Origin of the sequence: Sphingomonas folli (genome assembly GCF_019429525.1) — a bacterium.
Lineage (GTDB): Bacteria > Pseudomonadota > Alphaproteobacteria > Sphingomonadales > Sphingomonadaceae > Sphingomonas > Sphingomonas folii.
In genome coordinates, this window is the sequence record NZ_JAHXZL010000002.1 from 370,694 (window position 1) to 395,509 (window position 24,816).

General features: G+C 70.0%; 23 protein-coding genes and 1 tRNA gene. 13 read left to right on the top strand and 11 right to left on the bottom strand.

The features are described from left to right. From accC to KZ813_RS04400, 8 genes are all read left to right on the top strand, one after another. Entirely contained in the window at nucleotides 1-1,353 is a 1,353-nt protein-coding gene (accC, locus tag KZ813_RS04370) for an acetyl-CoA carboxylase biotin carboxylase subunit (protein ID WP_219753728.1), read from the top strand. Next, entirely contained in the window at nucleotides 1,350-1,691 is a 342-nt protein-coding gene (locus tag KZ813_RS04375; protein WP_308461779.1) for an ArsC/Spx/MgsR family protein, read from the top strand. The genes accC and KZ813_RS04375 overlap by 4 nt, the downstream gene beginning before the upstream one ends. After that, on the top strand, nucleotides 1,688-3,112 hold the full coding sequence (locus KZ813_RS04380; RefSeq protein WP_219753729.1) for a phospholipase D-like domain-containing protein: 1,425 nt from the start codon (nucleotides 1,688-1,690) through the stop codon (nucleotides 3,110-3,112). Before KZ813_RS04375 ends, KZ813_RS04380 begins: the two co-directional genes overlap by 4 nt. Before the next feature lie 295 nt (nucleotides 3,113-3,407). Then, a complete protein-coding gene (gene purL / locus KZ813_RS04385) occupies nucleotides 3,408-5,624 on the top strand; it encodes a phosphoribosylformylglycinamidine synthase subunit PurL (RefSeq protein WP_219753730.1) in 2,217 nt (738 codons plus the stop codon). 221 nt (nucleotides 5,625-5,845) lie between these two features. After that, on the top strand, nucleotides 5,846-7,033 hold the full coding sequence (locus KZ813_RS04390) for a DUF418 domain-containing protein (RefSeq protein WP_219753731.1): 1,188 nt from the start codon (nucleotides 5,846-5,848) through the stop codon (nucleotides 7,031-7,033). 76 nt (nucleotides 7,034-7,109) lie between these two features. After that, nucleotides 7,110-7,280 carry a (2Fe-2S)-binding protein gene (locus KZ813_RS20025; RefSeq protein ID WP_258046391.1) on the top strand — a complete coding sequence of 57 codons (171 nt, stop codon included), beginning with the start codon at nucleotides 7,110-7,112 and terminating at the stop codon, nucleotides 7,278-7,280. 100 nt (nucleotides 7,281-7,380) lie between these two features. Beyond that, on the top strand, nucleotides 7,381-7,896 hold the full coding sequence (gene bfr / locus KZ813_RS04395; RefSeq protein ID WP_219753732.1) for a bacterioferritin: 516 nt from the start codon (nucleotides 7,381-7,383) through the stop codon (nucleotides 7,894-7,896). Nucleotides 7,897-8,274: 378 nt separating this feature from the next. Further along, a complete protein-coding gene (locus KZ813_RS04400) occupies nucleotides 8,275-9,939 on the top strand; it encodes a methyl-accepting chemotaxis protein (RefSeq protein ID WP_219753733.1) in 1,665 nt (554 codons plus the stop codon). 130 nt (nucleotides 9,940-10,069) lie between these two features. Here the strand turns inward: KZ813_RS04400 and KZ813_RS04405 are convergent, their stop codons facing one another. The 11 genes from KZ813_RS04405 to KZ813_RS04455 form a co-directional block, all read right to left on the bottom strand. Then, a complete protein-coding gene (locus KZ813_RS04405; protein WP_219753734.1) occupies nucleotides 10,070-10,483 on the bottom strand; it encodes an Hpt domain-containing protein in 414 nt (137 codons plus the stop codon). A 68-nt stretch (nucleotides 10,484-10,551) separates the two neighbouring features. Next, complete coding sequence (gene der, locus KZ813_RS04410) at nucleotides 10,552-11,916, bottom strand: ribosome biogenesis GTPase Der (RefSeq protein WP_219753735.1); 1,365 nt, start codon at nucleotides 11,914-11,916, stop codon at nucleotides 10,552-10,554. Between the two features lie 244 nt (nucleotides 11,917-12,160). Continuing rightward, nucleotides 12,161-13,483 carry a PQQ-like beta-propeller repeat protein gene (locus KZ813_RS04415; protein WP_219753736.1) on the bottom strand — a complete coding sequence of 441 codons (1,323 nt, stop codon included), beginning with the start codon at nucleotides 13,481-13,483 and terminating at the stop codon, nucleotides 12,161-12,163. Further along, entirely contained in the window at nucleotides 13,480-14,190 is a 711-nt protein-coding gene (locus KZ813_RS04420) for a tetratricopeptide repeat protein (RefSeq protein ID WP_219753737.1), read from the bottom strand. The genes KZ813_RS04415 and KZ813_RS04420 overlap by 4 nt, the downstream gene beginning before the upstream one ends. Nucleotides 14,191-14,277: 87 nt before the next feature. Next, nucleotides 14,278-15,156, bottom strand: a complete 879-nt coding sequence (panB, locus tag KZ813_RS04425; RefSeq protein WP_219753738.1) for a 3-methyl-2-oxobutanoate hydroxymethyltransferase — start codon at nucleotides 15,154-15,156, stop codon at nucleotides 14,278-14,280. 22 nt (nucleotides 15,157-15,178) lie between these two features. Continuing rightward, entirely contained in the window at nucleotides 15,179-15,601 is a 423-nt protein-coding gene (locus KZ813_RS04430; protein ID WP_219753739.1) for a hypothetical protein, read from the bottom strand. Next, a complete protein-coding gene (locus KZ813_RS04435) occupies nucleotides 15,598-15,945 on the bottom strand; it encodes an ArsC family reductase (protein WP_219753740.1) in 348 nt (115 codons plus the stop codon). Before KZ813_RS04435 ends, KZ813_RS04430 begins: the two co-directional genes overlap by 4 nt. Nucleotides 15,946-15,953: 8 nt before the next feature. Continuing rightward, the gene (locus tag KZ813_RS04440; protein ID WP_219753741.1) at nucleotides 15,954-16,706 is read right to left on the bottom strand and encodes an aspartate/glutamate racemase family protein; all 753 of its coding nucleotides are present in this window, start codon (nucleotides 16,704-16,706) and stop codon (nucleotides 15,954-15,956) included. A gap of 236 nt (nucleotides 16,707-16,942) precedes the next feature. Continuing rightward, on the bottom strand, nucleotides 16,943-17,989 hold the full coding sequence (locus tag KZ813_RS04445; protein WP_308461780.1) for an acyltransferase: 1,047 nt from the start codon (nucleotides 17,987-17,989) through the stop codon (nucleotides 16,943-16,945). Nucleotides 17,990-18,457: 468 nt separating this feature from the next. Next, nucleotides 18,458-19,798 carry a hypothetical protein gene (locus KZ813_RS04450; protein WP_219753743.1) on the bottom strand — a complete coding sequence of 447 codons (1,341 nt, stop codon included), beginning with the start codon at nucleotides 19,796-19,798 and terminating at the stop codon, nucleotides 18,458-18,460. Nucleotides 19,799-20,427: 629 nt separating this feature from the next. Continuing rightward, nucleotides 20,428-20,504, bottom strand: a tRNA-Pro gene (locus KZ813_RS04455). Between the two features lie 181 nt (nucleotides 20,505-20,685). Here KZ813_RS04455 and yajC point away from each other — a divergent pair. The 5 genes from yajC to KZ813_RS04480 all read left to right on the top strand — a co-directional run bounded on the left by yajC (nucleotide 20,686) and on the right by KZ813_RS04480 (nucleotide 24,782). Further along, on the top strand, nucleotides 20,686-21,024 hold the full coding sequence (gene yajC / locus KZ813_RS04460) for a preprotein translocase subunit YajC (RefSeq protein ID WP_219753744.1): 339 nt from the start codon (nucleotides 20,686-20,688) through the stop codon (nucleotides 21,022-21,024). 1 nt (nucleotide 21,025) lies between these two features. Further along, nucleotides 21,026-22,627 (top strand): protein translocase subunit SecD, encoded by a 1,602-nt coding sequence (gene secD / locus KZ813_RS04465; RefSeq protein ID WP_219753745.1) that lies wholly within the window; start codon nucleotides 21,026-21,028, stop codon nucleotides 22,625-22,627. 195 nt (nucleotides 22,628-22,822) lie between these two features. Next, nucleotides 22,823-23,794 (top strand): protein translocase subunit SecF, encoded by a 972-nt coding sequence (secF, locus tag KZ813_RS04470; protein WP_219753746.1) that lies wholly within the window; start codon nucleotides 22,823-22,825, stop codon nucleotides 23,792-23,794. Then, nucleotides 23,794-24,180: an Mth938-like domain-containing protein gene (locus KZ813_RS04475; RefSeq protein WP_219753747.1), complete on the top strand. Its 387-nt coding sequence runs from the start codon at nucleotides 23,794-23,796 to the stop codon at nucleotides 24,178-24,180. The genes secF and KZ813_RS04475 overlap by 1 nt, the downstream gene beginning before the upstream one ends. A 152-nt stretch (nucleotides 24,181-24,332) precedes the next feature. Continuing rightward, a complete protein-coding gene (locus KZ813_RS04480) occupies nucleotides 24,333-24,782 on the top strand; it encodes a DUF4126 family protein (protein WP_219753748.1) in 450 nt (149 codons plus the stop codon). Nucleotides 24,783-24,816 lie beyond the last annotated feature (34 nt).

Consider the following 24,816-nt stretch of genomic DNA (forward strand, 5'->3'; position numbering starts at 1 on the left):
TTGCCCCAGATCAAGAAGCTGCTGATCGCCAACCGCGGCGAGATCGCGCTGCGGATCCACCGCGCCTGCCACGAGATGGGCATCAAGACGGTGGCGGTTCACTCCACCGCCGACGCCGACGCGATGCACGTCCGCCTCGCCGACGAGGCGATCTGCATCGGGCCGCCGGCGGCGACCGACAGCTACCTCAACATCCCCAACATCATCTCCGCCGCCGAGATCTCGGGCGCGGACGCGATCCACCCCGGCTACGGCTTCCTCAGCGAGAACGCCAAGTTCGCCGAGATCGTCGAGTTGCATAACCTGATCTTCGTCGGCCCCAAGCCCGAGCATATCCGGGTGATGGGCGACAAGGTCGAGGCCAAGCGCACCGCGGGCGCCCTGGGCCTGCCGCTGGTGCCGGGGTCGGACGGGGCGATCCACGACGTCGCCGAGGCGCAGGCGCTGGCCGAGCAGATCGGCTATCCCGTCATCATCAAGGCCGCGAGCGGCGGCGGCGGGCGGGGCATGAAGGTGTGCCAGTCGCCCGACCAGCTCGAGACGCTGATGCAGCAGGCCGGGACCGAGGCGAAGGCGGCGTTCGGCGACGCCACCGTCTACATGGAGAAGTATCTCGGCAACCCGCGCCACATCGAGTTCCAGGTGTTCGGCGACGGCAACGGCCAGGCGATCCACCTCGGCGAGCGCGACTGCTCGCTCCAGCGCCGCCACCAGAAGGTGCTGGAGGAGGCGCCTTCCCCGGTCATCTCCGCGGCGGAGCGCGAGCGGATGGGCGGCATCGTCGCCAAAGCGATGGCCGACATGGGCTATCGCGGCGCGGGGACGATCGAGTTCCTGTGGGAGAACGGCGAGTTCTACTTCATCGAGATGAACACCCGGCTGCAGGTGGAGCATCCCGTGACCGAGGCGATCACCGGGCTGGACCTGGTACGCGAGCAGATCCGCGTCGCCGAGGGCCACCCGCTCACGCTGCGCCAGGAGGACGTCGTCTTCCGCGGCCACGCGATCGAGTGCCGCATCAACGCCGAGGACCCGCGCACCTTCGCCCCCTCGCCGGGGCGCGTGACGCAATATCACGCGCCGGGCGGGATGCACGTGCGCGTCGATTCGGGGCTGTACGCGGGCTATACCGTGCCACCTTATTACGACAGCATGATCGCCAAGCTGATCGTCTACGGCACCACCCGGCAGGGCGCGCTGCGTCGCCTCCGCCGCGCGCTGGAGGAGTTCGTGATCGAGGGCATGAAGACCACGATCCCGCTCCACCAGGCGCTGCTCGACGACCCGGAGTTCCAGCAGGGGAGCTACACGATCAAGTGGCTGGAGGAGTGGCTGGCGCGCCAGGACGCGTGACGGTGGCGAGCGGCGCGGCCAAGGCCACGATCTACCACAACCCGCGCTGCGCCAAGTCGCGCCAGGCGCTCGCCCTCTTGCAGGAGTCCGGCGCCGACGTGACCGTCATCGAGTATCTCAAGACGCCGCCCGCGCGCGACACGCTCGCCGCGCTCCTCGCGCGCGGCGGGATCGCGCCGCGCCACGCGCTCCGTCCCGACGCCCCGGAGGTCGCCGACGACGCCGCCGCGCTCGACCTGATGGCGCGCGATCCCGCCACGATCGAGCGGCCGCTGGTCGAGACCGACAAGGGCGTGCGGCTGGCGCGCCCGCCCGAGCTGGTGCGAGAGATCCTGTGATCCTTCCCGAGGACACGCGCTGGCGCGTCGCGCGCGCCACCCAGGCCGCCGTCGTGATCGACGCCGACGCCTATTTCCGCGCGGCGCGCCAGGCGATGTTGCGCGCGCAGCACCAGATCCTGCTGGTCGGCTGGGACTTCGACGCGCGGATCAACCTCGCCTATGACGACGACCATCCCGAGGCGCCGACCGAGGTGGGCGATTTCATCACCTGGCTGATCGAGCGCACGCCGGGGCTGCAGGTCCACATCCTGCGCTGGGACAAAGGCGCGCTCAAGACGCTGGGTCGCGGTAAGACGCTGTGGACCCTGCTCAAGTGGCGCTACCGCCAGCCCAATATCCACCTGCTGCTCGACGGCCATCACCCCGTCGCCGCCTCGCAGCACCAGAAGATCGTGGTGATCGACGACTGCCTCGCCTTCTGCGGCGGGATCGACATGACCGACGAGCGCTGGGACACGCGCGCGCACGTCGACGACGACCCGCGCCGCACCTCGCCCAGCGGCAAGCCGTACAAGCCGTGGCACGACGCCACCACCGCGCTGCAAGGTCCCGTCGCGGGGGCGCTGGGCGAGCTGTGCCGCACGCGCTGGGCGATCGCGGGCGGCGGCGAGATCGCGCCGCCCCCGCCGCGCGAGGGCGGCTGCTGGCCCGAGTCGCTCAGCCCCGTCTTCGCCGACGTCGACGTCGCGGTGTCGCGCTCGCAGCCCGACCATGACGGACAGCAGGAGATCCTCGAGATCGAGCGGCTGTATCTCGCACTGATCGCCGCCGCCAAGAGGCGCATCTACGCGGAGAGCCAGTATTTCGCCTCGCGCCGCATCGCCGAGGCGATCGCCGCTCGGCTGGTGGAGGACGACCCGCCCGAGATCGTCGTGATCAACCCGGTGAAGGCACAGGGCTGGCTCGAGCCGGTCGCGATGGACACCGCGCGGGCGCGGCTCGTCACCGAGCTGCGCCGGCGCGACCATCGCGGCCGCTTCCGCATGTACCACCCGGTCAACGAGAAGGGCACGCCGATCTACTGCCACGCCAAGGTGACGGTGATCGACGACCAGGCGATCCGGATCGGCTCCTCCAACTTCAACAACCGCTCGCTGCGGCTCGACACCGAGTGCGACGTCACGATCACCGACGGCGCGGCGACGATCACGGCGATCCGCGACGACCTGCTCGCCGAGCATCTCGGGGTCGACGCGGCGGTGGTGCGCGAGCGGGTCGAGCGCGACGGGCTGATCGCGACGATCGAGGCGCTGCGCGGGGGCGGGCGGACCTTGGTGCCCTATGAGGTGGACGACCTGAACTCGGTCGAGAAGTGGCTCGCGGACAACGAGGTGCTCGATCCCGAGGGGCCGGGCGAGATGTTCGAGGCGTTCGAGAAGCGCGGGCTGCTGCGGCGGCTGAGAAGAAAACGCCGCTGAGCCCACCCCGTCAGGCCGGACGCGACCCGGCATCCATGGCCCCGCGAGCGCCACGCACGTCACGGGCTCGGCACCACGGCCTCCGGATAAGTCCGGAGTGACGAGCGACCGCCGTGCTCCTGCGCGCGCGCGAGCCCAGAGCCGCGAGCGCGCCGCCTGATCGCGCCGCCTGATCGCGCCGCCTCATCACCCGGGCCTCCTGCCTGCGCAGGAGCACCGCGGCGCCGGTCTCGTCCGGCCTTCGCGCCCCGCACCGTCTGGCCACCGCCGCGCACAGTCGCTATGCGCCGCGGCCATGACCGCGATCACGCCCGAGACCGTCGCCGAGCACGGCCTGTCCCCCGATGAATATGAGCGCGTGCTCAAGGCGCTGGGCCGCGAGCCCAACCTCGTCGAGCTCGGCATCTTCTCGGTGATGTGGTCGGAGCATTGCAGCTACAAGTCGAGCCGTATCCACCTCAAGAAGCTGCCCACCGAGGGGCCGCAGGTGATCTGCGGCCCGGGCGAGAACGCCGGCGTGGTCAACATCGGTGACGGCCAGGCGGTCATCTTCAAGATGGAGAGCCACAACCACCCCTCGTACATCGAGCCCTATCAGGGCGCGGCGACGGGGGTCGGCGGCATCCTGCGCGACGTCTTCACCATGGGCGCGCGCCCGATCGCCAACCTCAACGCGCTGCGCTTCGGCCGGCCCGACCACCCGAAGATGCGCCACCTGATCTCGGGCGTGGTCCATGGCATCGGCGGCTACGGCAATTGCGTCGGCGTGCCGACGGTCGGCGGCGAGGTCAACTTCCACCCCGCCTATGACGGCAACATCCTGGTCAACGCGATGACCGTGGGCGTCGCCGACACCGACAAGATCTTCTACTCGGCCGCGTCGGGCGTGGGCAATCCGATCGTCTATGTCGGGAGCAAGACCGGGCGCGACGGGATCCACGGCGCGACCATGGCCTCGGCCGATTTCGGCGAGGACTCGGACGAGAAGCGCCCCACCGTCCAGGTCGGCGACCCCTTCACCGAGAAACTGCTGATCGAGGCGTGTCTCGAGCTGATGGCGTCGGACGCGATCGTCGCGATCCAGGACATGGGCGCGGCGGGCCTCACCTCCTCCTCGGTCGAGATGGCGAGCAAGGGCGGCGTCGGGATCGAGCTGGTGATGGACGACGTGCCCCAGCGCGAGACCGGCATGACGCCCTACGAGATGATGCTCTCCGAGTCGCAGGAGCGCATGCTGATGGTGCTCAAGCCCGGCCGCGAGGACTTCGCGCGCGCGATCTTCGAGAAATGGGAGCTCGACTTCGCGGTGATCGGCCATGTCACCGACACCGGGCGGATGGTGCTGAAGTGGCGCGGCGAGACCGTGTGCGACATCCCGCTCGCCCCGCTCGCCGACGACGCGCCGCTGTACGACCGCCCGCACGTCCCCACCCCGCCGGCCAGGGCGCTGGTGAACATCCCCGACTGCAAGGACCCGGCGGCCGACCTGCTGGCGCTGATGGCCTCGCCCGACATCGCCAGCCGCCGCTGGATCTGGGAGCAGTATGACCACATGGTCGGCGCCGACACGGTGCAGCGCCCCGGCGGCGACGCCGCGGTGGTTCGCGTCCACGGCAGCGACAAGGCGCTGGCGATGACGACCGACTGCACCCCGCGCTACTGCTTCGCCGACCCGGTCGAGGGCGGCAAGCAGGCGGTGGCCGAGGCGTGGCGTAACCTCACCGCGGTGGGCGCGACCCCGCTCGCGATCACCAACTGCCTCAACTTCGCCAACCCGCAGCGCCCCGAGATCATGGGGCAGATCACCGGCTGCCTCGACGGCATGGCGCAGGCGTGCCGCGCGCTCGACTTCCCGATCGTGAGCGGCAACGTCAGCCTCTACAACGAGAGCAAGGCGACCGGCGGCGGCTCGGCGATCCTGCCCACCCCCGCGATCGGCGGCGTCGGGCTGCTCAAGGACTGGCAGAAGAGCGCGACCATCGCCTTCAAGCAGACCGGCGACGTGATCGTGGTGATCGGTACGCGCCGCGGCGACCTCGGCCAGTCGCTGTGGCTGCGCGAGCTGCACGGGCGCGAGGAAGGCCCGCCGCCGCGCGTCGACCTCGAGGCGGAGCGCCGCACCGGCGACTTCATCCGCGCGCAGATCGCCGCGGAGCACCTCGGCGCGGTGCACGACGTCGCCGACGGCGGGATCGCGGTGGCGATCGCGGAGATGGCGCTCGCCGGCAATATCGGCGCGATGATCGACCGCGCTCTGCCCTTCGACACCGCCGCGGCGCTCTTCGCCGAGGAGCAGGGCGTCTATATCGCGACGGTGCACGACCACGCGCTGCTCGACTTCCTCCAGGCCGCGCTCGACGCCGGCGTGGAGGCCGAGCCGCTCGGCCGCACGATCGGCACGCGCGTGATCTTCGAGCTGCGCGAGGGCGATTACTGCGTGCCGCTCGACACGCTGCGCGCGGCGCACGAGGGGTTCTTCCCCGAGCTGATGGCGGGCGAGGCGGCGCTCTGAGAGCGCGAGGCCGCTGAGGGCGAAGAGGCTCCATCCTCCCCGGCACAGGGAGGGGGACCAGCCGCAGGCTGGTGGAGGGGGCTGCCGCAGACGAGCCGCTGCGCGGAGAGCCCCCCCACCCCCGGCCTGCGGCCGGCTGTCGCCTCCCCGTACCGGGACGGGGACGTCACATTCACCCTATCGTTGCCAGCCCGGCGCCGCGGGCCTAGCACGCCGTCGCCATGACCGCCGCCAACCGCCTCGTCGCGCTCGATATCCTGCGCGGCGTCGCGGTGATCGGCATCACGGTCGCCAACCTGCCCGGCTTCGCGCTGCCGCAGGCAGCCTATTTCTCGCCGCTCGCCGCCGGCGGCACCGCACCGGCCGATCTGGCCGCCTGGGCGCTGACCTTCGTGCTCGTCGAGGGCAAGATGCGCGGGCTGTTCGCGGCGCTGTTCGGCGCCTCGCTGCTGCTGGTGGTGGAGCGCGCCGACGCCGCGGGAGAGAACGGCGCCGCGGTCCACCTGCGCCGCATGGGCGTGCTCTACCTGATCGGCGCCGCGCACCTGTACCTCTTGTGGTACGGCGACATCCTCCACCATTACGCGCTGGTCGGCGTGGCGGCGCTGCTGTTCGTCCACGCCCCGGTGCGGCTGCTGCTGCTCGCCGCGGCGGCCGCGCTGCTGGTGGCGACGATCGGCGGGGTGGGACTGGTCGCGGCGGCGGCGCCCGCCACCCGCGCGGCGCTGGAGCAGAGCTTTGGGCGCCCGCCCGCCGCCCTGCTGCTGAGCGAGATCGCCGCCCTGCGCGGCCCGCTCGCCGCCGGCATCGCGTGGCGCTGGGGCCACGACGCCGGGCCGCTCGCCGGCCTGTTCGCCAACGGGCCCGAGACGCTCGGCTACATGTTGCTCGGCATGGCGGCCTATCGCACCGGCTTCGCCACCGGCGCCTGGCCGCGCGCGCGCTATGCATGGGTGGCGGCGGCCACGCTGCCGGTCGGACTCGTGATCGAGGCGGCGCTCGCTGCCCACACCGTGGCGCGGGGGTTCGCGGTGCCCGCGGTCGTGACCGCCTCCTTCGCGCTCGGGCCGCTGGTGCACGCCCCGATGGTGGCGGGCTGTGCCGCGCTGCTGCTCGCCGTGCTGCCGGGCACGCGCGCGGGTGAGCGGCTCGCCGCGCTGGGCCGCACCGCCCTGAGCAACTATCTGCTGTCCAGCCTGATGCTGGCGGCCGTCTTCTACGGCTGGGGCGCCGGCCAGTTCGCGCGCTGGGGTCGCGCCGAGACGTACCTGCTGCTGCCGCCATCATGGGCGCTGCTGCTGCTCTGGTCGCCCGCCTGGCTGGCGCGCTTCCACTACGGGCCGGCCGAGTGGCTGTGGCGCTCGCTGGCCCGCGGCCGACCGCAGCCGCTGCTCCGCTCGCCGAGGTAGATGCGAACGCGTCGCATTTCGCTTGCGAGTGGTTCGCAACTCCTATAGGCCGAGTCGCATCCGAGAGGGAGGCCGCATGGTCGTCTGCGTGTGCAATGCGATACGGGAGTGCCAGGTGCGCGAGGCCGCGCGATCCGGTGCTGCCACCCCCTGCCAAGCCTATCGCTGCCTCGGGCGCTCGCCCAAGTGCGGCCAATGTGTTCAATTCGCGCGGGCAATCATCGAGGACGAGCGTGCGGCTGCGTAGCGGTCGCACCAAGTAGTCGCCGTAACGCGAGGGACTTTCAGCTTTCTTCCCGCCCCGTTCGGGGCTATTCGCCGTGCCGTTCCGAACTGTGGAGACTGGCATGAAGGGCGACCCGAAGGTCATCGACTTCCTCAACGAGTCGTTGAAGAACGAGCTGACCGCGATCAACCAATATTGGCTGCACTATCGTCTGTTCGATCACTGGGGCGTCTACAAGCTCGCCGCGTTCGAGCGGCACGAGTCGATCGACGAGATGAAGCACGCCGATTGGCTGGCGGAGCGCATCCTGTTCCTCGACGGGCTGCCCAATTTCCAGCTGCTCGGCCGGCTGCGCATCGGTGAGACCGTCGAGGAGGCGCTCAAGGCCGATCTCGCGATGGAGATCGAGGCGGTGGCGCAGCTCAAGGCCGCGATCGCTTATTGCGAGGAGGTCAAGGACTTCGTCAGCCGCGAGCTGTTCGCCAACATCCTCGCCAGCGAGGAGGAGCACGTCGACACGCTCGAGCGCCAGTTCGAGATGATCGAGCGGATGGGCATCCACAATTACATCCAGCTCAACTCCGTCAGCGAGCACGACAAGCCCGAGAGCGGCGCCGCGCCCTATCTGAAGGGCTGAGGCCCCGATCCACGCCACGACGCGGCAGGTGCGGCCTGCCGCGTCGTGGCCCCTTCGCCTCATCGCCGCGCCCGCGTCGCGGCCCTGTCGAGGGCGATCCGCCCCTGCCGAGCCCGGCGGCAGGGCTGACCCCCGCCCCGCCCGCGCCGCGCGGGGGCCGGCGCCGCTTCAACCTACCCGCTCGCTGGCCCAGATTGCGGACCGGAGCGGCGCATCGCCGCCGCGCGCGGCAGGTGCCGGACAATCTCTTCTATAAGGAGCTTGCGCAACGCGGCTCCCTGCCGCCGCCCCGGACCGAGAAGAGACGGGGCGCTGCATTCGAGGCCACGATGCGGCGCGTTCACGTGTCCCTGTGTGTAGCCGCGAGCGGAAGCCGGAATGAAGATCTCGACCCGTCTCTTTCTCTTACTCGCTCTGGCCGTCCTGTCCCTGTCAGGGTTGAGCGCGTTCACGTTGAGCCGGATCCAGACGGTCTACTCCTCCGCCTCCAACGCGAGGAACGTCATCCTGCCCAAGACCGTGATGCTCTATAATATCCGCTTCACGCTCCTGCGCTATCATACCACGACGTTGCGCAAGATCGTCGCCACCGAGGCGGCGGAGCAGGCCGGCCTGGACGGCGAGTTCGTCGAGATGGACGCGGCCTTCCCGCGTCTGCTGAGCGCCTATCGCGCGACGATCGGCTCGGCGGCGGAGGCGGCGGCCTTCGCGAGCCTCCTCCGGCGGTGGGACGATTATCTCGCCGCGCGATCGGCGATCGTCGCCGCGCTGGCACGCGACGACCATGCCGCCGCGGTCGCCGCGGTGCCGCCCGCGCGCGAGGCGCTGGTGGGCGCCTTCGCCGCGCTCGCCAAGGTCACCGCGATCCAGGAACAGGCCGCGGACGACGACGCGCGCCGGGCGAGCGACGCCTATGACACGGCCTGGTTCGTCACGCTCGTGATCGGGCTCGCGGCGGGCGTGGTGATGCTGGCGGTCGGGCTGTGGACGCTGCGCAGCATCACCGTGCCCGTCCGCGCCAAGATCGTCGTGATGCGGCAGCTGGCGCAGGGCGATCTCGCGATCGCGGTCGACGGCACCGCGGGCACCGACGAGATCGGCGAGCTCGCCCGGGCGCTCGACCGCGTCGTCGTCAACCTCAACGCCACCGCCGACGTCGCGCGCGCGGTGGCGACGGGCGACCTCTCGATCGCGACCGCGCCGCTGTCCGATCGGGACCGGCTGGGCATCGCGCTGCAGACGATGGTCTCGCGGCTGCGCGCCATCGTGGGCGAGACGATCGCGACCACCGACCAGGTCTCGGTCGGGAGCCGCCAGCTCGCGATCGCGGCGCAGCAGCTCGCCGACGGCTCGGCCGAGCAGGCCGCCGCCAGCGAGGAAGCCTCGGCGTCCACGGAGCAGATCGCGGCCAAGGTGAAGCAGACCGCCTTCGACGCGGCGGAGACCGAGACCATCGCGCGCCGGGCGGCCGAGGAGGCGGCGGCGAGCGGCGCCGCGGTCGAGCGCGCGGTCACGGCGATGACGACGATCGCGCGCGAGATCTCGATCGTGCAGGACCTCGCCCGCCAGACCGACCTGCTCGCGATCAACGCGGCGATCGAGGCGGCGCGCGCGGGAGAGCACGGCCGCGGCTTCGCGGTGGTGGCGGCCGAGGTCCGCAAGCTGGCCGAACGCTCGCGCGTGGCGGCGGACGAGATCGGCCGGCTGTCGGGGGAGACCGTGACCGCCGCGATCGACGCCGGGGCGACGCTCTCGCGGCTGGTGCCCGCTATCCGGCGCACCGCCGAACTGGTCGATCGGATCACCGCCGCCTGCCGCGAGCAGGACATCGGCACCGGGCAGATCAACCAGGCGATCACCCAGCTCGACCTCGTGGCGCAGCAGACCGCCGCGGGCGCGGGACAGATCGCGGCGACCGCGCAGGGGCTGATGCTCCAGGCCGAGCGCCTGCAGGCCGCGATCGCCTTCTTCAAGATCGGCGCGGAGAACCCCGCGGCGGACACGCTGTGGCAGCATGACGGCCAGGCTCGCCGGCTGGCCTAGGCCGACCTGCTCCCGTCGCGGTCGGACGGCCATTCGCTGGGGCCACGACGTACTCCGGCGCGCCGCGGCGATCGCCGCCGCTCAGCCGCGACGCGGACGAAACGATGGAGAACGCGCGCGGCCGGTCGGCTCAGGCCACGCGTCGCCCGAAGCCGCCGGGGCGGCGCACCGCGGCGGGAGCGGCGCCCTCGCCGTCCAGCAGCGCCAGCGTGCGCAGGAACAGCGGGCGCAGCGCCACGACGTCCTCGATCGCGTCCTGCGGCGACTCGTGATGCTCGACGCAGGCGCGCGCGTGGTCCTCGATCTTCTCCGCCAGCGCGGCGAGGACGTTGGCGCCGAACTGGCGCGCCTCGCCCTTGAGCGTGTGCGCCGGGATCACCATCGCCGCGGCATTGCCCTTGCGCATCGCGTCCTCGAGCGCGCTCAGCGACTTGACGCCGTCCTCGCGGAAATAACCGAGGATCCGCGCGAAGCCGGCACCCAGCTCGGCGCGCGCACGAGCCAGCGCCGCCCGGTCCACCAACTCCACCGCCTCGTCCGCCACGCGCCGCCTCCTCTTTTGCGCGCAAGCACTTAGCGTCGCAGAGGTAAAGAGGACGTAACCGCGTCCGGTCAGTTGCCGCCGAACGGGTTCTTGGGCGCGCGCAGCATCAGCCGCACCGGCACCGCGCCGAACCCCAGATCGCGGCGGATGCCGTTGATGAGATAGCGCTGGTAGCTCACCGGCAGCTCGTCGACCCGGGTGCCGAACAGCACGAAACCGGGCGGTCGGGTCTTGGCCTGGGTGAGATAGCGCAGCTTGATGCGCTTGCCGCCCGGCGCCGGCGGCGGGTTGGCCTCGATCGCGCGCTCGAACCAGCGGTTGAGCTCGCCGGTGCCGACGCGGCGCGACCAGGCCTCGCGCGTGGCGAAGGCGGCGCCGATCAGCTGGTCGATCCCCTTGCCCGTCGCCGCCGACACCGCCAGCAGGGGCACGCCGCGCACCTGCGCCAGCCCCTCGTCGAGCGCGGTGCGGACGCCGTTGAACAGCTTGGACGGGTCCTCGGCGACGTCCCATTTGTTGAGCGCGATCACCAGCGCGCGCCCCTCCTCGAGGACGCGGTCGGCGATTCGCAGGTCCTGCGACTCCAGCCCCAGCGTCGCGTCGAGCAGCAGCACCACCACCTCGGCGAAATCGACCGCGTGGAGCGCGTCGGCGACCGAGAGCTTCTCCAGCTTGTCCTGCACCTTGGCGCGCTTGCGCATGCCCGCGGTGTCGATCAGCCGGACGTCGCGCGCGCCGTCGGGGCCGTGCCACACCCAGTCGATCGCGATCGAGTCGCGCGTGATCCCCGCCTCGGGGCCGGTGATCATCCGGTCCTCGCCGAGGATGCGGTTGACCAAGGTCGACTTCCCCGCGTTGGGGCGGCCGACGATGGCGAGCTTGAGCGGCGCGTCGGGGCTCTCGCCATCGTCGTCGTCCGCCTCGAGCCCGAGCGGTTCGAGGTGTGGCAGCAGCGCCTCGAACAGGTCGGCGACGCCCTCGCCATGCTCGGCGGAGAAGCCCACCGGGTCGCCGAAGCCCAGCGACAGCGCCTCGATCAGCCCTGCCTCGGCGGCGCGCCCCTCGGCCTTGTTGCCGACCAGCACGATCGGGGTGGAGGCGCCGCGGAGCCAGCGCGCGATCTCCTCGTCGAGCGGGACGATGCCGGCGCGCGCGTCGACCATGAAGAGCGCGACGTCGGCGGCGTCGACCGCGGCCTGGGTCTGGCGTCGCATGCGGCCGGGGAGCGTGTCGGGGTCCTCGTCCTCATAGCCGGCGGTGTCGATGACGCGGAAGTCGAGCCCGAGCAGGTGCGCGTCGCCCTCGCGCCGGTCGCGCGTGACGCCGGGGCGATCGTCCACCAGCGCCAGCTTCTTGCCGACCAGGCGGTTGAACAGCGTCGACTTGCCGACGTTGGGGCGACCGACGATCGCGACGGTGGGGAGACGGGACATGTGCGTGGGACCTAGCGCTTCGAGCGAGAGTGCCCTTCCCCTTCGGGGGACGGGTTGGGGTGGGGCGCTTCCTCGGGTGATATGCTCGCGGCGACGCTCCACCCCCCCTACCCTGAAGGGAAGGAGAGTTGAGGTCGCTCTACCCGCATTCGCCCCGCGACGATAGCAGCGCCTTGACACCGCGCGGGCGGGGTCAACAGGCCTATGACACCGCGCAGGCGGGGCCAACAGGCCTGTCCCCCGCTCACCGCCAGGCGGTGATCACGCCCTTCTCGTCGAGCGTGTAGAGCGTCTGGTTGGCGACGATCGGCGGCAGCGAGAAGCTGTCCCCCGCCGCGATCGTGGTCTGCACCTTGCCGTCGGCGACCGACAGCGCCACCAGCTCGCCGCGCGAGTTGGTCAGCCACAGTCTCTCGCCCGCCAGCACCGGCCCGAACCAATTGTACGGGTCCGAGCGCTTCTCCTCGTTCTTGTAGGCGCGCAGCTGGCTGATCCAGCGGATCTTGCCGTTGCCACGCGACAGGCACACCAGCCGCGCGTCGTCGGTGACGACGAAGATCCACTCGCCCGCGATCCACGGCGTCGAGATGCCCGCGAGATTCTGCTCCCACAGCCGCTGGCCGGTGGCCAGCTCGAGCGCGATCATGCGACCGCCCTGCCCGATCGAGTAGACGCGGCCGTCCTCGATCACCGGGTCGGCGTCGATGTCGGCGAGGCTCGACACCGAGGTGGTGATCGAGGTGCGCGACAGCGCGTCCTGCCACAGCGAGCGGCCGTTCTCGTAGCGATAGGCGTTGAGCTCGCCGCTCGAGAAGCCCGCCACGACCGTGCCAGAGCTGGCCGCGGGCGCCGCGACGCCGAACACGCCCTGTGTCTCGAGGCTGGCGGTCTGGGTCCACACCACCTTCCCGTCGGCCTGGTTGAGCGCGACGATCTGATTGTCCTGGCTCAGCACATACACCTGGCCGTTGGCGATCGTCGGCGCGCCGCGCAGCGGACCGCCGGGCTTGGCGCGCCACAGCACCGCGCCGTCGGCGGCGTTGGCGGCGATCACGTCGCCCAGCCCGTCGGTCGCATAGACCTTGGCGTCGTCGTAGCTCACGCCGCCGCCGAAGCGCGCCGCGCGGTTCTCGTCGCCCTCGGTGATCGCGCGGGTCCACAGCTTGGCGCCGGTATCGGCGGCGAAGGCGTTGATCACGCCGTCGACGTCCACCACGAACAATTTGTTCTCGGCGATCACCGGCATCGCGGCGAGTCGCGCGCGGTTGCTCCCGCCGTCGATCTGCGCGCTGAAGCGCTTCGCCGGGGTTGCGGCGAGCAGCAGGTGCCCCATCGACTTGGCGGCGTTGCCGCCGGGCTGGGTCCAGCCGTCGTTGGCGGCCGGGGTCGGCAGCGTCACCTGAACGTCGGCCATCCCCTTGTCGATCTCGGCCGGGTTCTCCGACACGAGGATCGGCACCCGCTGACCCACGGTCGGCGTCTTCTTGGGCGCGCTCTTGAAGATGCCGCAGCCGCTCAGCCCCACCAGCGCGGCGATCGCCACGCCGGTCGCGAACCTCGTCCTCATCGCTTGCTCACACCTTCATTCTTGGCCGGCGCGGCGGGCGCCTTGGTCTCCAGTACGCCCGCCATCTGAACCGCACGTTGACGCAGCGAACTGGGCACGCCCGGGTCGGCGGCGACGCGCGCGAAGGTCTGCGACGCCAGGTCGCGCCGCCCCTCGCGCAGATAGGCTGCCGCCATCAGCTCGCCCGCGCTGCCCAGCCACGCCCCGCCCGTCACCGCGAGGGGACGCATCCGCTCGACGATCACCTGCGGCCGGAGCTGGTCGAACTCGGCGCTGGTCTGGCGGATCGTCGCGAGGTCGCGGAACGGCTGCGCCAGCGAGGTGTCGCCCGCGATCTTGGCGAAGGCCGCCGCGGCGCCGCGCAGGTCGTCCTTCTGCAGCAGCACGTCGGCCTGGGTGAAGCGCGCGGCGGCGCGATAGCCGTCGCGCGACGAGTCGCTCAGCGCGGCGAGCGGCGCGGACGCGGCCTTGGTGTCCTGCGCGGCCAGCGAGTCGAACACCTGCTGCAGCTGCTCGCCCTCGCGCTCGGCCGCGACTGTCCGGCGGTGCTGCCAGAACAGGAAGGCGGCGAGCGCGGCGAGCGCCAGCACCACGGCGGCGATGATCGCCCGGCCATAGCGCTTCCACACGTGGATCGCCTGGTCGCGACGGAGCTCGTCGTCGACCTCGCGCAGGAACGCTTCATTGTTTTGCGGCGTCAGAGCCACCGATCACTCCGGGCTGATGGGGAACCGCAGCGCTGTAGCGACTCGGCCGGCGAGATGAAAGGGCGGCGACGAGCGCCTCGTCCCGGCTCAGTCCCTCGGCGCGTAGACCTGGTCCGCGCCGGGGAAAGCGCGCGCGCGCACCTCCTCGGCATAGGTCGCGACGCGCTCGGCGACATAGCCCGCCAGGTCGCCGTAGCGCTTCACGAAGCGCGGCGTGCGCTCGAACAGCCCGAGCATGTCCTCGGCGACGAGCACCTGGCCGTCGCACTCGGCCGAGGCGCCGATGCCGATCGTGGGCACCGCGACGCTCGCCGTGATCTCGACCGCGATCGGCTCGACCACGCCCTCGATCACCAGCGCGAAGGCGCCCGCCTCGGCGACCGCGCGCGCGTCGCCCACGATCTTGGCCGCCTCCGCCGCGCTGCGCCCGCGCGCGCCGTAGCCGCCGAGCGCGTTGACCGCCTGCGGGGTGAGCCCGACATGACCCATCACGGGCACGCCGCGCTCGGCGAGGAAGGCGACGGTGGGTGCCATCGCGGTGCCGCCCTCCAGCTTCACCGCCGCCGCGCCGCTCTCCTTGAGCAGTCGCGCCGCGCTCTCGAAGGCCTGCTGCGGCGACGCCTCGTAGCTGCCGAACGGCATGTCGACGACCACCAGCGCGTGATAGCTGCCGCGCACCACCGCGGCGGCGTGCGCGGCCATCATCTCCAGCGTGACCGGCACGGTCGAGGGCAGGCCGTAGATCACCTGGCCCAGGCTGTCGCCCACCAGCAGCATGTCGCATTGCGGGTCCATCAGCTGCGCCATCCGCACGGTGTAGGCGGTGAGCATCACCAGCGGCGCGCCCTCCCCCTCGGCGATGGCGGCCTTGCGCTGGCGGATCGCGGGCACGGTGAGGCGCTTCATCGGCGCGGCGACGGGCGTGGCGCGGCTGGTGGCGGCGTCGATCGTGAAGGTGGTGGACATGCGCCCTGCTACTCCCGCGCGCTCAACCGATCCAGCCGCGCCGCGCGGCAAGATGCGCGAGCTGCAGCGCGATGGCGCCGACGAGCAGGATGATCAGCGGGAAGAACAGCGTCCCCGCGCCGCGCCGCGCGAGCAGGTCGGTGGTCGCGAACAGCCAGCCGAACTGAATCAGCGCCGCCAGCAGCGACACGGTCAGCGTGGGCACCGCGAGGCGGCGCCGCAGCAGCAGCGCGAGCGCGCCGACGAGAAGCCCCAGGCTCGCCACCGCATAGTCTAGCCAGTACCAGCCCGGCAGCGACGCGAGCAGCGCGCGGTCCGCCGGGTCGGCCGCCCCGCCCGCGCCCGCGCTCAGCTGCGCGACGCAGGCATAGGCCGAGAGCGCCGCCCAGAGCAGCAGCGCGCCGATCAGCAGCCGATACCAGCGAGGGGCGCGCACACGGCTCATTCGAACAGGGCGCCATATCGCTCGGGCCTGAAGCCCACCTCGACGGTGCCGTCGTGCACCAGCACGGGCCGTCGGATCATCGCGGGCTGCGCCAGCATCAGCGCCGCGGCGCGCGCGCGGTCGAGCCCGGTGCGCTGCTCCTCCGGCAACTTGCGGAAGGTGGTGCCCGCACGGTTGAGCAACATCTCCCAGCCGAGCCGGTCGAGCCAGGCGTCGAGCAGCGCCGGGTCGAGCCCGTCCTTGCGGAAGTCGTGGAAGCGGTGCGCGACCGCGTGATCGGCGAGCCAGGTGCGCGCCTTCTTCACCGTGTCACAATTGGGGATGCCGTAGATCATGGTCGCCATGGCGTCCGTCATTCTCCTTCGCGGGCGCGATAGCCGGGTCGCGCCGCCGATGGCACCCTGTCCTCCGCTCCGCCGAGGGCCCGGTCGATCGCCGCCTCGGCATGGATCGCCGTGGTGTCGAACAGCGGGACGGCGCTGTCCTCCGGGCGCACCAGCAGCATGATCTCGGTGCAGCCGAGCACGATCGCCTCCGCCCCCGCCTCCACCATCCGAGCGATAATCGCGCGATATGCCGCGCGCGAGGCGGGTGCGACCGTGCCGGCGACCAGTTCCTCGTAGATCACCCGGTGCACCGTCGCGCGGTCGGTCGCGTCGGGGACGATCACCTCGAGGCCATGCCGCTCGCTCAGTCGCCCCCTGTAGAAGTCCTGTTCCATCGTGAACGCGGTGCCGAGCAGGCCGACGGTGCGCAGTCCCGCCGCGCGGATCCGCTCGGCGGTGGGATCGGCGATATGGAGCAGCGGGATCGACACGGCGGACGTGATGGCGGGCGCGACTCGATGCATCGTGTTGGTGCAGAGCAGCAGCATGTCGGCGCCGGCCCCCTCGAGCCGCCGCGCCGCCTGGACCAGCATCGCCGCGAGACCGTCCCAGTCACCGCGGTGCTGCAGGGCCTCGATCTCGGCGAAGTCGAAGGACCAGAGCAGACAGGAGGCCGAGGCGGTGGGGCCGCGCCGAGCGCGGATGCCCTGGTTGATCAGGCGGTAATATTCCGCCGAACTCTCCCAGCTCATCCCACCGATCAGGCCGATCGTCCGCATCATATCCCCCGCACCGAACACGATCGGCTCTCGCCTGTCATCCTGCCGCGCGCGCTCGCGCGGTCAAGCAGCGCCGGTGCGGCAGGCGGAGGCCAGGTGCAAGTCGCGCAACGGCTATCTGGTCGAGGCTGGCCCCACGATCACGATCATGCCATCGCCGCTACCGCCTCGACGTCGATGCACGGCTTGTCCATTCGGTCGCGGCCGAACGCGCGCTGGACGAGCCGCCGCCGCCATCAAGCGCCGACAAGCTGACGGCTGTGATGCTTGGCGACGAGCTGCACCACCCACACGATCGCTAACGAGATCGCGGTGACGGCGAGTGCGGCGAAGACGAACGCGAGCACACCGCTGAGCCGAGCGAGAGGGATCTTGTCCTGAACTTTCTCGAGCGCCGCGATCACATATTGATGAACAAAGAACACGCCGAAGCTCATATCACCTAGGCGGCCGACGACCGGCGGCAGATCTCGGATCGATCGGTAAAGCAACCCAAGTACCGCCAGGCAGAAAATAAGCTTGGAGATGAGATAAATCCCCTCGCTTCCGAAGCCGCCCATATCGACCAGCAGAGGCAGGAAGATCGCTGTCGCCAGTAAAGGATACCAACGCGCGAGAAGCGGCATCACCCACTCGCGGAAATGCCCTACGCACATACCGCTGAGGTACACGGGCAGGTAGAACACGGCATTGTGGATCGGTGACACGTCTCCCGGCGACCGGGACAATACGAACGAGAGCGTGAACAAGAGCGGCAGAGCAAGGTAGAGGCGCGGCCGTCTGTCAACGGCAAGGAACAAGGGAGAGAAGATGTAGAATATGACCATCACCGGGATAAACCAATATGGTGTCAGGTGATTGCCAGTGAAAATCAGGAACAGCGCGATCTCTGTCGCAGAGTCCACGAAGGCAGGCGCGCCCGTCTCGCTGATGTCTTTCATGCCCGATAGAAACATGAAAAGCGCGGGGATGGAGCATATCAGGTAAGGCACAACTACGTTGCGAGCCTTGCTTCTCAGGTAACTCGGATAGTGAAAACTTGCCGATAGATACTGAAATAGGAAACCGGAGATGAAAATGAAGATCAGATTTATACTGCGCAGGATCACGAGCATCGCAGGTGACCAGACGGCGTCACTCGGCGGAAATAGAAACCGCGTATGCGAAAGGACGACGAGAAAGATCGCCACCACTCGCGCCGCCTGAATATACTGGAGACGCTCACGCCGGGACCGCGGCATGTTATCAGTCCTGTCGCCCGACGACGCTTGACGCTCAACCATAAGGCATGCCCCCCGGCCTGCGTCTTGAGAGAGGCTATCGCTCGGCAAGTGTCAATAACGACGCTTCATGATCTAAGTGAGTCGAAGCCATTATGGAGCATCCTAGAATGGTGACTGGCGCGGGCGGTACCCGGTCCAGCTGCCCGGTCGATCCGCGATCAGCGACGCGCGAGGCACGGCCAGAGCGATGGGCCGAGTCGGCACGCCAGGGTGCTCCCCACGAAGCCGGTGATGATCGTGTCCCGTGAGTGCGACGATAGCCGCCGTGATATAGCGGTGCGCCCAGCACGTGTTCCGACGAGAACGGAGGACGCCGCTGCCGCGGCGCACCGCCGCCTCGAGGCCTTTGCGCCAGCCTGTACCACCCTGGTAGCGCGGATCGGGTTCCTCAGCCGCGCGAGGCGCCTCGCGCCGAGACATCCGACGAGGCGCCGCGGGCGGTGAGTAGCCGTCACCTGACAGTGAAGGTCATATGCCGGCCTGGGCGGACGCCATCTCGTCGGAGCGGCCTCGGTGTGCCCGGCGCCGCCTGACCTGCTTGGCCGTACGCGGCGGCTGCCTCGCTATGGCAAGGCCGAGAACCATCATCGCGAACACGCTCTCGACGACGTTCGAGGCGGCTCCGATGCCGAGCATCGCGATGATCATGGCGAAGTCTCTGCGCCCGCTGCGATCGGACTGGATCGCGCGCTGCCCGCCTCGAAAGATGAAGAAGGCTATCAGGACGGCGCCGAGGCCGAAGATAACGAAGAGATAGATAGCGAGGTTGTCGGCCGGATTATACCGATCCACCTCCGCGATCGTCTGAGGGCCGCCGATGCCGCCGAGGCCACGGCCGACGACCCAGCTGATCGGATCGCGCCAGTTGACGAGCGCGAGCGCATCCGGCCATGTCGTCAGAACCCGATCGGCGAGGGAGCTATAGCTCGGCCCGACGCCGGGACCGCGAGGGAACAGCTGTCGGCCATAACTCACTGCCATGAGCGGACCCGCGAAGATCAGAGCGATCCAGAACGCCATGTGGATGTTGGCAATCAGCTTGCGCCTAGGGGCTCCGGTGCCTTTCAGACGCCCAAGAAGGAAATACGTCCCAGGCAGGAGGATCATCGCGAGTTCCGGCGCCTTGGACGTCGTCAGATGGATGGCAACCAGCCCGAGGACCCAGAAAAGAGCCTTCATCGCGAACGTCTTGAGCCGAGCCTCCGCCGCGCAATAGCCGATGAGAATGCATGCGGCGGCGAAGTAGCTGGCGCGACTGAACCCTGCGAGGCGCTTGACGCCGCCGGCGGTCCACTCTCGGGCAGCGCCCTGCTGGGTTCCCATCACCTCGAACGACGCGTCCTTCCAGGGGAAGTCGATGAAAACATTCAGGAGGACGCCGATAACCGACACGTAGAACATCGGCACCATAGCCGCGATGATGCGCTCATGCATGCCGCGCTGGGTCGCGGCCATCATGACCAGCCCGGCTAGGAAGACGTAGAGCTGATAGGCGATAGCGCTCGTCGCACGGCCCAGAAGCTTGGCGATGACGATCTCTATCGCGAGAAAGACGAGCACGGCGATCGTAGGCGTGGACGTCCTGGGATCGCCCACTCTCACGAGCGTGTTGGCCAAGAGAGCGGGGATCGCGATCAAAGCAGGTAGGTAGATGAGCGGCGCGGCAATCGGCCCGAGCACACCTCGAACGATGCCGCCGATCGAGGTGAATACCACGAAGAGTACACCGGCGGCCACGAGGCCGAGCCCCGCCCACTTGTCGACGACGCCCTGTGAGCTGAGCTCGCCCGGCCGCGTCTGCGGCGACATCGTCCTGCTGATAGCGTCTGCTAGACCCAAGAGAACTTCCTATCCATGGCCGGGCGACAACGCGGCAGCGGAATAGGCTATCGCATATCGGGGTGCAACGCGGCACCCGACATCTCGCCGATCCTCACCGCGCGCAGCGCTGATTCGGGACGCGGCCCGCCGTCCAGTCTATGCCTTGGGGAGATGGCGTAGGATCCGCACGTCAGTGATCGACGAGAGGCGATACCTTGGTCGCTCGAACGTGGCGTGCGGTCACCGAACCGTTCCAGTACGCTCCTGACGCTCGCCATTCGCCACTATAAGGCGCTGCCGCACGGATCGAGGTGCGCTGAGATCCACCTCCAGGTGGCGGCAATCGAGGCGAGCTAGGCGCCAGGGCGCCCGTCTGCCTCGCGCCTACACTCGCGAGTGCTATTCACTGGATGCCGGTTGACCCATCAGGCGATTTCAGCCCCGGGCTTCGTGAACGTGCCATCGCCGTCCGAGCAGTTGAGCGGCTTGTCGATGCCGCCCGATCGACGGGCATCACGCTCGGGTAAGTCGGGCGTGGCTCAGCGGCGCGTCGCGAGTAGCTCACGCCGAGCGCCGGCTGCCAGCACGGCGAGCTAATCGATGTTACGCTTATCTCTTGGTCGGGGCGACAGGATTCGAACCTGCGACCCCCACACCCCCAGTGTGATGCGCTACCAGGCTGCGCTACGCCCCGACCGAGGGGGCGCCTCTACGCGCGGTCGCCGGGCAATGCAAGCGGCTCGCCGCCCTGCTGTCGTGGACCGGCGCGGACCGCGACCGGGCGAGCCCATGTTGCGCCAGCGCGCCGGCGATGATAGCGGCAGCGGCTTCGTGCGGCCGGGCTTCGGCCGCCCCAATGTCATGCACGGAATCCGATGCTCATTCCTCCCGCTTACGCGCAGACGGCCGGTGGCGCCGCCCAGGGCGGCGGTCTCGCCGGCTTCATCAGCCTGGCGCCGCTCCTCCTGGTGTTCGTCGTCTTCTATTTCCTGATGATCCGCCCGCAGCAGAGCCGCATGAAGGCGCTCCAGGGCGCGATCGCCGCGGTCAAGAAGGGTGACTCGGTAGTCACCGCCGGCGGCCTGGTCGGCCGCGTCACGAAGGTGGAGGACGGCTTCGTCGAGCTCGAGATCGCGCCCAACACGCGGGTCCGCGTCGTCAAGGCGACGCTGGCGGAAGTGACGCCGCTCGGCGGCAAGCCGGCGAACGACTGACATGCTGGACTTTCCCCGCTGGAAAGTGACCGCCATCTGGCTCGTACTGGCGGTGCTGGTGTCGCTCTCGCTGCCCAGCTTCCTCCCCGATCGGGTCACCCAGGGGCTCGGCTTCAAGCCGCCGCAGATCAACCTCGGGCTCGATCTCGCCGGCGGCAGCTACCTGCTGCTGGAGGCCGACACCAACGGGCTCGCCGCGGCGCGGATCGAGGCGATGCGCGAGCAGGTGCAGACCGAGATGCGCCGCCAGACGCCGCGCATCGACATCGGCGAGATCTCCAGCCGCAACGGCCAGCTCTCCTTCCTGCTGCGCGACCCCAGCCAGGTCGACGCCGCGCGCGAGCGGCTGCTCCAGATCACCGGCACCGGCGCGGGCATGACCGGGCAGCGCCAGTGGGACATCCAGGTGGTCGACACCAGCCGATTCGTGCTGACGCCCACGAGGGCGGGGCTTGACCAGGCGATCAAGACCGCAATGAGCGACACGGTCGAGGTGGTGCGCAAGCGCATCGACGCGCTCGGCACGCGCGAGCCCACGATCATCGGCCAGGGCACCAACCGCATCGTCGTCCAGGTCCCCGGCCTGCAGGACCCGCAGCAGCTCAAGGCGCTGGTCGGCAAGACCGCCAAGCTCGAGTTCAAGCTGGTCGACATCAACGCCGACCCCCAGGCGCTGGTGAAGGGCCAGGCGCCCGCCGGCGACCAGATCCTGCCCTATCCCGGCAACCCGCAGGGGGTGCCGCTGATCGCGGTGAAGCGTCAGGCGATCATCACCGGCGACATGCTCAGCGACGCGCGGCAGGAGTTCGCGCCAGAGACCAACGCGCCGCAGGTGGCGATCACCTTCGACAGCCAGGGTGGCCGCCGCTTCGCGCAGGCGACCAGGGAGAATGTCGGCCGTCCGTTCGCGATCGTGATCGACAATCAGGTGATCTCGGCGCCCAACATCAACGAGCCGATCCTGGGCGGCCGCGCCTCGATCAGCGGCGGCTTCACCGTGGACAGCGCCAATGAGCTGGCGATCGCGCTGCGCTCGGGCAAGCTCGCGGTCGATCTCAAGGTGGTGGAGGAATCGACCGTCGGCCCCGATCTCGGCATCGACTCGGTCCGCGCCGGCATCCTCGCCTCCGCGGTGGCGGTGGCGCTGGTGGTGGCGTTCATGCTCGTCACCTACGGCCGCTTCGGTTTCTACGCGAACCTCGCGGTGGTCATCAACGTGTTCGTCATCCTCGGCGTGCTCGCGCTGATCAACGGCACGCTGACGCTCCCGGGCATCGCCGGCTTCGTGCTGACGATCGGCACCGCGGTGGACGCCAACGTGCTGATCAACGAGCGCATCCGCGAGGAGCGCCACCGCGGGCGCGGGGTCGTCCAGGCGGTCGAGCTGGGCTATAAGGAGGCCAGCCGCACGATCTTCGAGGCGAACGTGACCCACGCCATCTCGGGCATCATCATGTTCCTGCTGGGCTCGGGCCCGGTGAAGGGCTTCGCCGTGGTGCTGCTGATCGGCATCGCCACCAGCGTGTTCACCGCGGTGACCTTCACGCGCATGCTCGTCGCCGGCTGGCTGCGCCGCAACAAGCCCAAGACGATCAACATATGATCTCGTACAGCTTCGCCCTCACGCGGGGGCCCCTTCTCCCCGCACCACCCCGCCGCACGCCGGGGTCCAGTGGGGAAGGCCTTCGTGGCACGACCGCGACGTCGCCCACCTGGACCCCGGCGTTCGCCGGGACGGCAGGGTGGCACGGTGATCGAACACTCGCACGGCACCCGCGACAGGCGGTGACGAGGTAATATGAAACTGCTCAAGCTCGTCCCCGACGACACCAACATCGACTTCGTCCGGCTGCGCGGCATCGCCTTCGCGCTGACGCTGCTGCTCAGCGTGCTCGCGGTCGGCCTCACCGTCTATCGCGGCCTCAACTTCGGCGTCGACTTCGAGGGCGGGCTGATGATCGAGGAGAAGTTCGCGCAGCCGCCCGCGATCGACGCGGTGCGCGCGCTGGTCGATTCGCAGCGGCTCGGCGAGGCCAACATCCAGCCGATCGGCGACGGCAAGACGCTGACGATCCGCCTGCCCGTCCAGAAGGGCGGCGACGAGGGCGCCACCAACGCCGCGGTGCGCAAGGTGGAGAGCGCGCTCGCCGCGAAATTCCCTGGCAGCACCTTCCTCCGCTACTCGACCGTCTCGGGGAAGGTGTCGGACGAGCTCATCCAGAAGGGCGTGCTCGCGGTGGTGCTGGCGATCCTGGGCATCGGCCTGTTCGCGATCTTCCGCTTCGAGTGGCAGTTCGGCGTCTCGACGATCGTCGCGATCGTCCACGACCTGCTGATGACGCTCGGCTTCTTCGCCATCACGCGGTTCGAGTTCGATCTCAACATCGTCGCCGCGGTGCTGACGATCATCGGTTACTCGATCAACGACAAGATCGTGATCGACGACCGTATCCGCGAGAACATGCGCCGCTATCGCAAGATGGACATGCGCGAGATCATCAACCTGTCGGTCAACGAGACGCTGCCCCGGACGGTGATGACCTCGGTGACGATCCTGCTCGCGCTGCTGGCGCTGCTCTTCCTGGGCGGCCACGTGCTGCGCGGCTTCACCGCGGCGATGATCCTGGGCATCGTGGTGGGCACCTATTCCTCGATCTACGTCTCGTCGTCGCTGCTGATCTCGCTCGGCCTGCGCGCCGAGCCCGAGGGCGGCGCGACGCCGAAGCGCGGCGGGATCGAGAACGCCGAGCGCGTCGGGCCGCGCAGCTGATGCGGATGGACCGCGAGCGGCCGGCGCCCGGGCCGCTCGTCCGCGGCTTCGGCGCGGGCGGCTATCGCGTCGACGCGCCCGACGGCACAATGGGCGTCTATCCCGCGCTGCTGCTCACCGCGACCCGCGCCGACAGCTGGACGCCGCCCGCGCTCGAGGCGCTCGACGAGGAGGTGCTGGCGCCGCTGCTCGGCACGCCGGTCGAGTTCGTGCTGCTCGGCACCGGCGCGACGCTGCGCCGCGCGCCCAAGGCGCTGGTCACGGCGCTGGACTCGCGCGGGATCGGCGTGGAGGCGATGGACAGCCGCGCCGCGGCGCGCGCCTGGGGCGTGCTGCGCGCCGAGGAGCGCCAGATCGCGGCGGCACTGTACCCGCTGGATTATTGAGGCCTGGTCGCGCTCCTGCGAAGGCGGGAGCCCAGGGCAACATGCGCGGCGTCGGTGGCCCTGGGTTCCCGCGGGCGCAGGAACACCGCGCTCCCGTTGAACTCTCCCGCGCCCCGCCGGTTGTCGCCGCACCGCAACGGAGACCACCCGCCATGCTCGCCTCGCTGTTGATCGCCGCCGTCTCGGGCATGCGCGCGATGACCCCGCTCGCCACCGTCGCCAACGCCGCGCGCGCGGGCGAGCTGCCGCGCGACAACGACGCCCCCGCCCTGCTCGCGCACCCGCTCGTCTCCGCCGGCACGCTGGCACTCGCCGCGGGCGAGCTCGCCGGGGACAAGATGAAGACCGCGCCCGATCGCATCATCCTCCCCGGCATGGTCGCGCGCGTCGCCACCGGCGCCTTCGCCGCCGCCAGTCTCGCGCCCAGGAAACGGCGCGCGCTCGCCGCGCTACTCGGTGCCGGCGTCGCGGCGGGCGCATCGTACCTCACCTTCCACGCGCGCATGGCGGCGCTGCGTCGCTACGGCCAGACCGCGACCGGGGCGGTGGAGGACGCGGTCGCGCTCGGCACCGCCGCTCTCGCGGTGCGCGTCGCGCGCTGACGCGCTTGGCAGCCGCGCGGTGATCGGCTAGGCC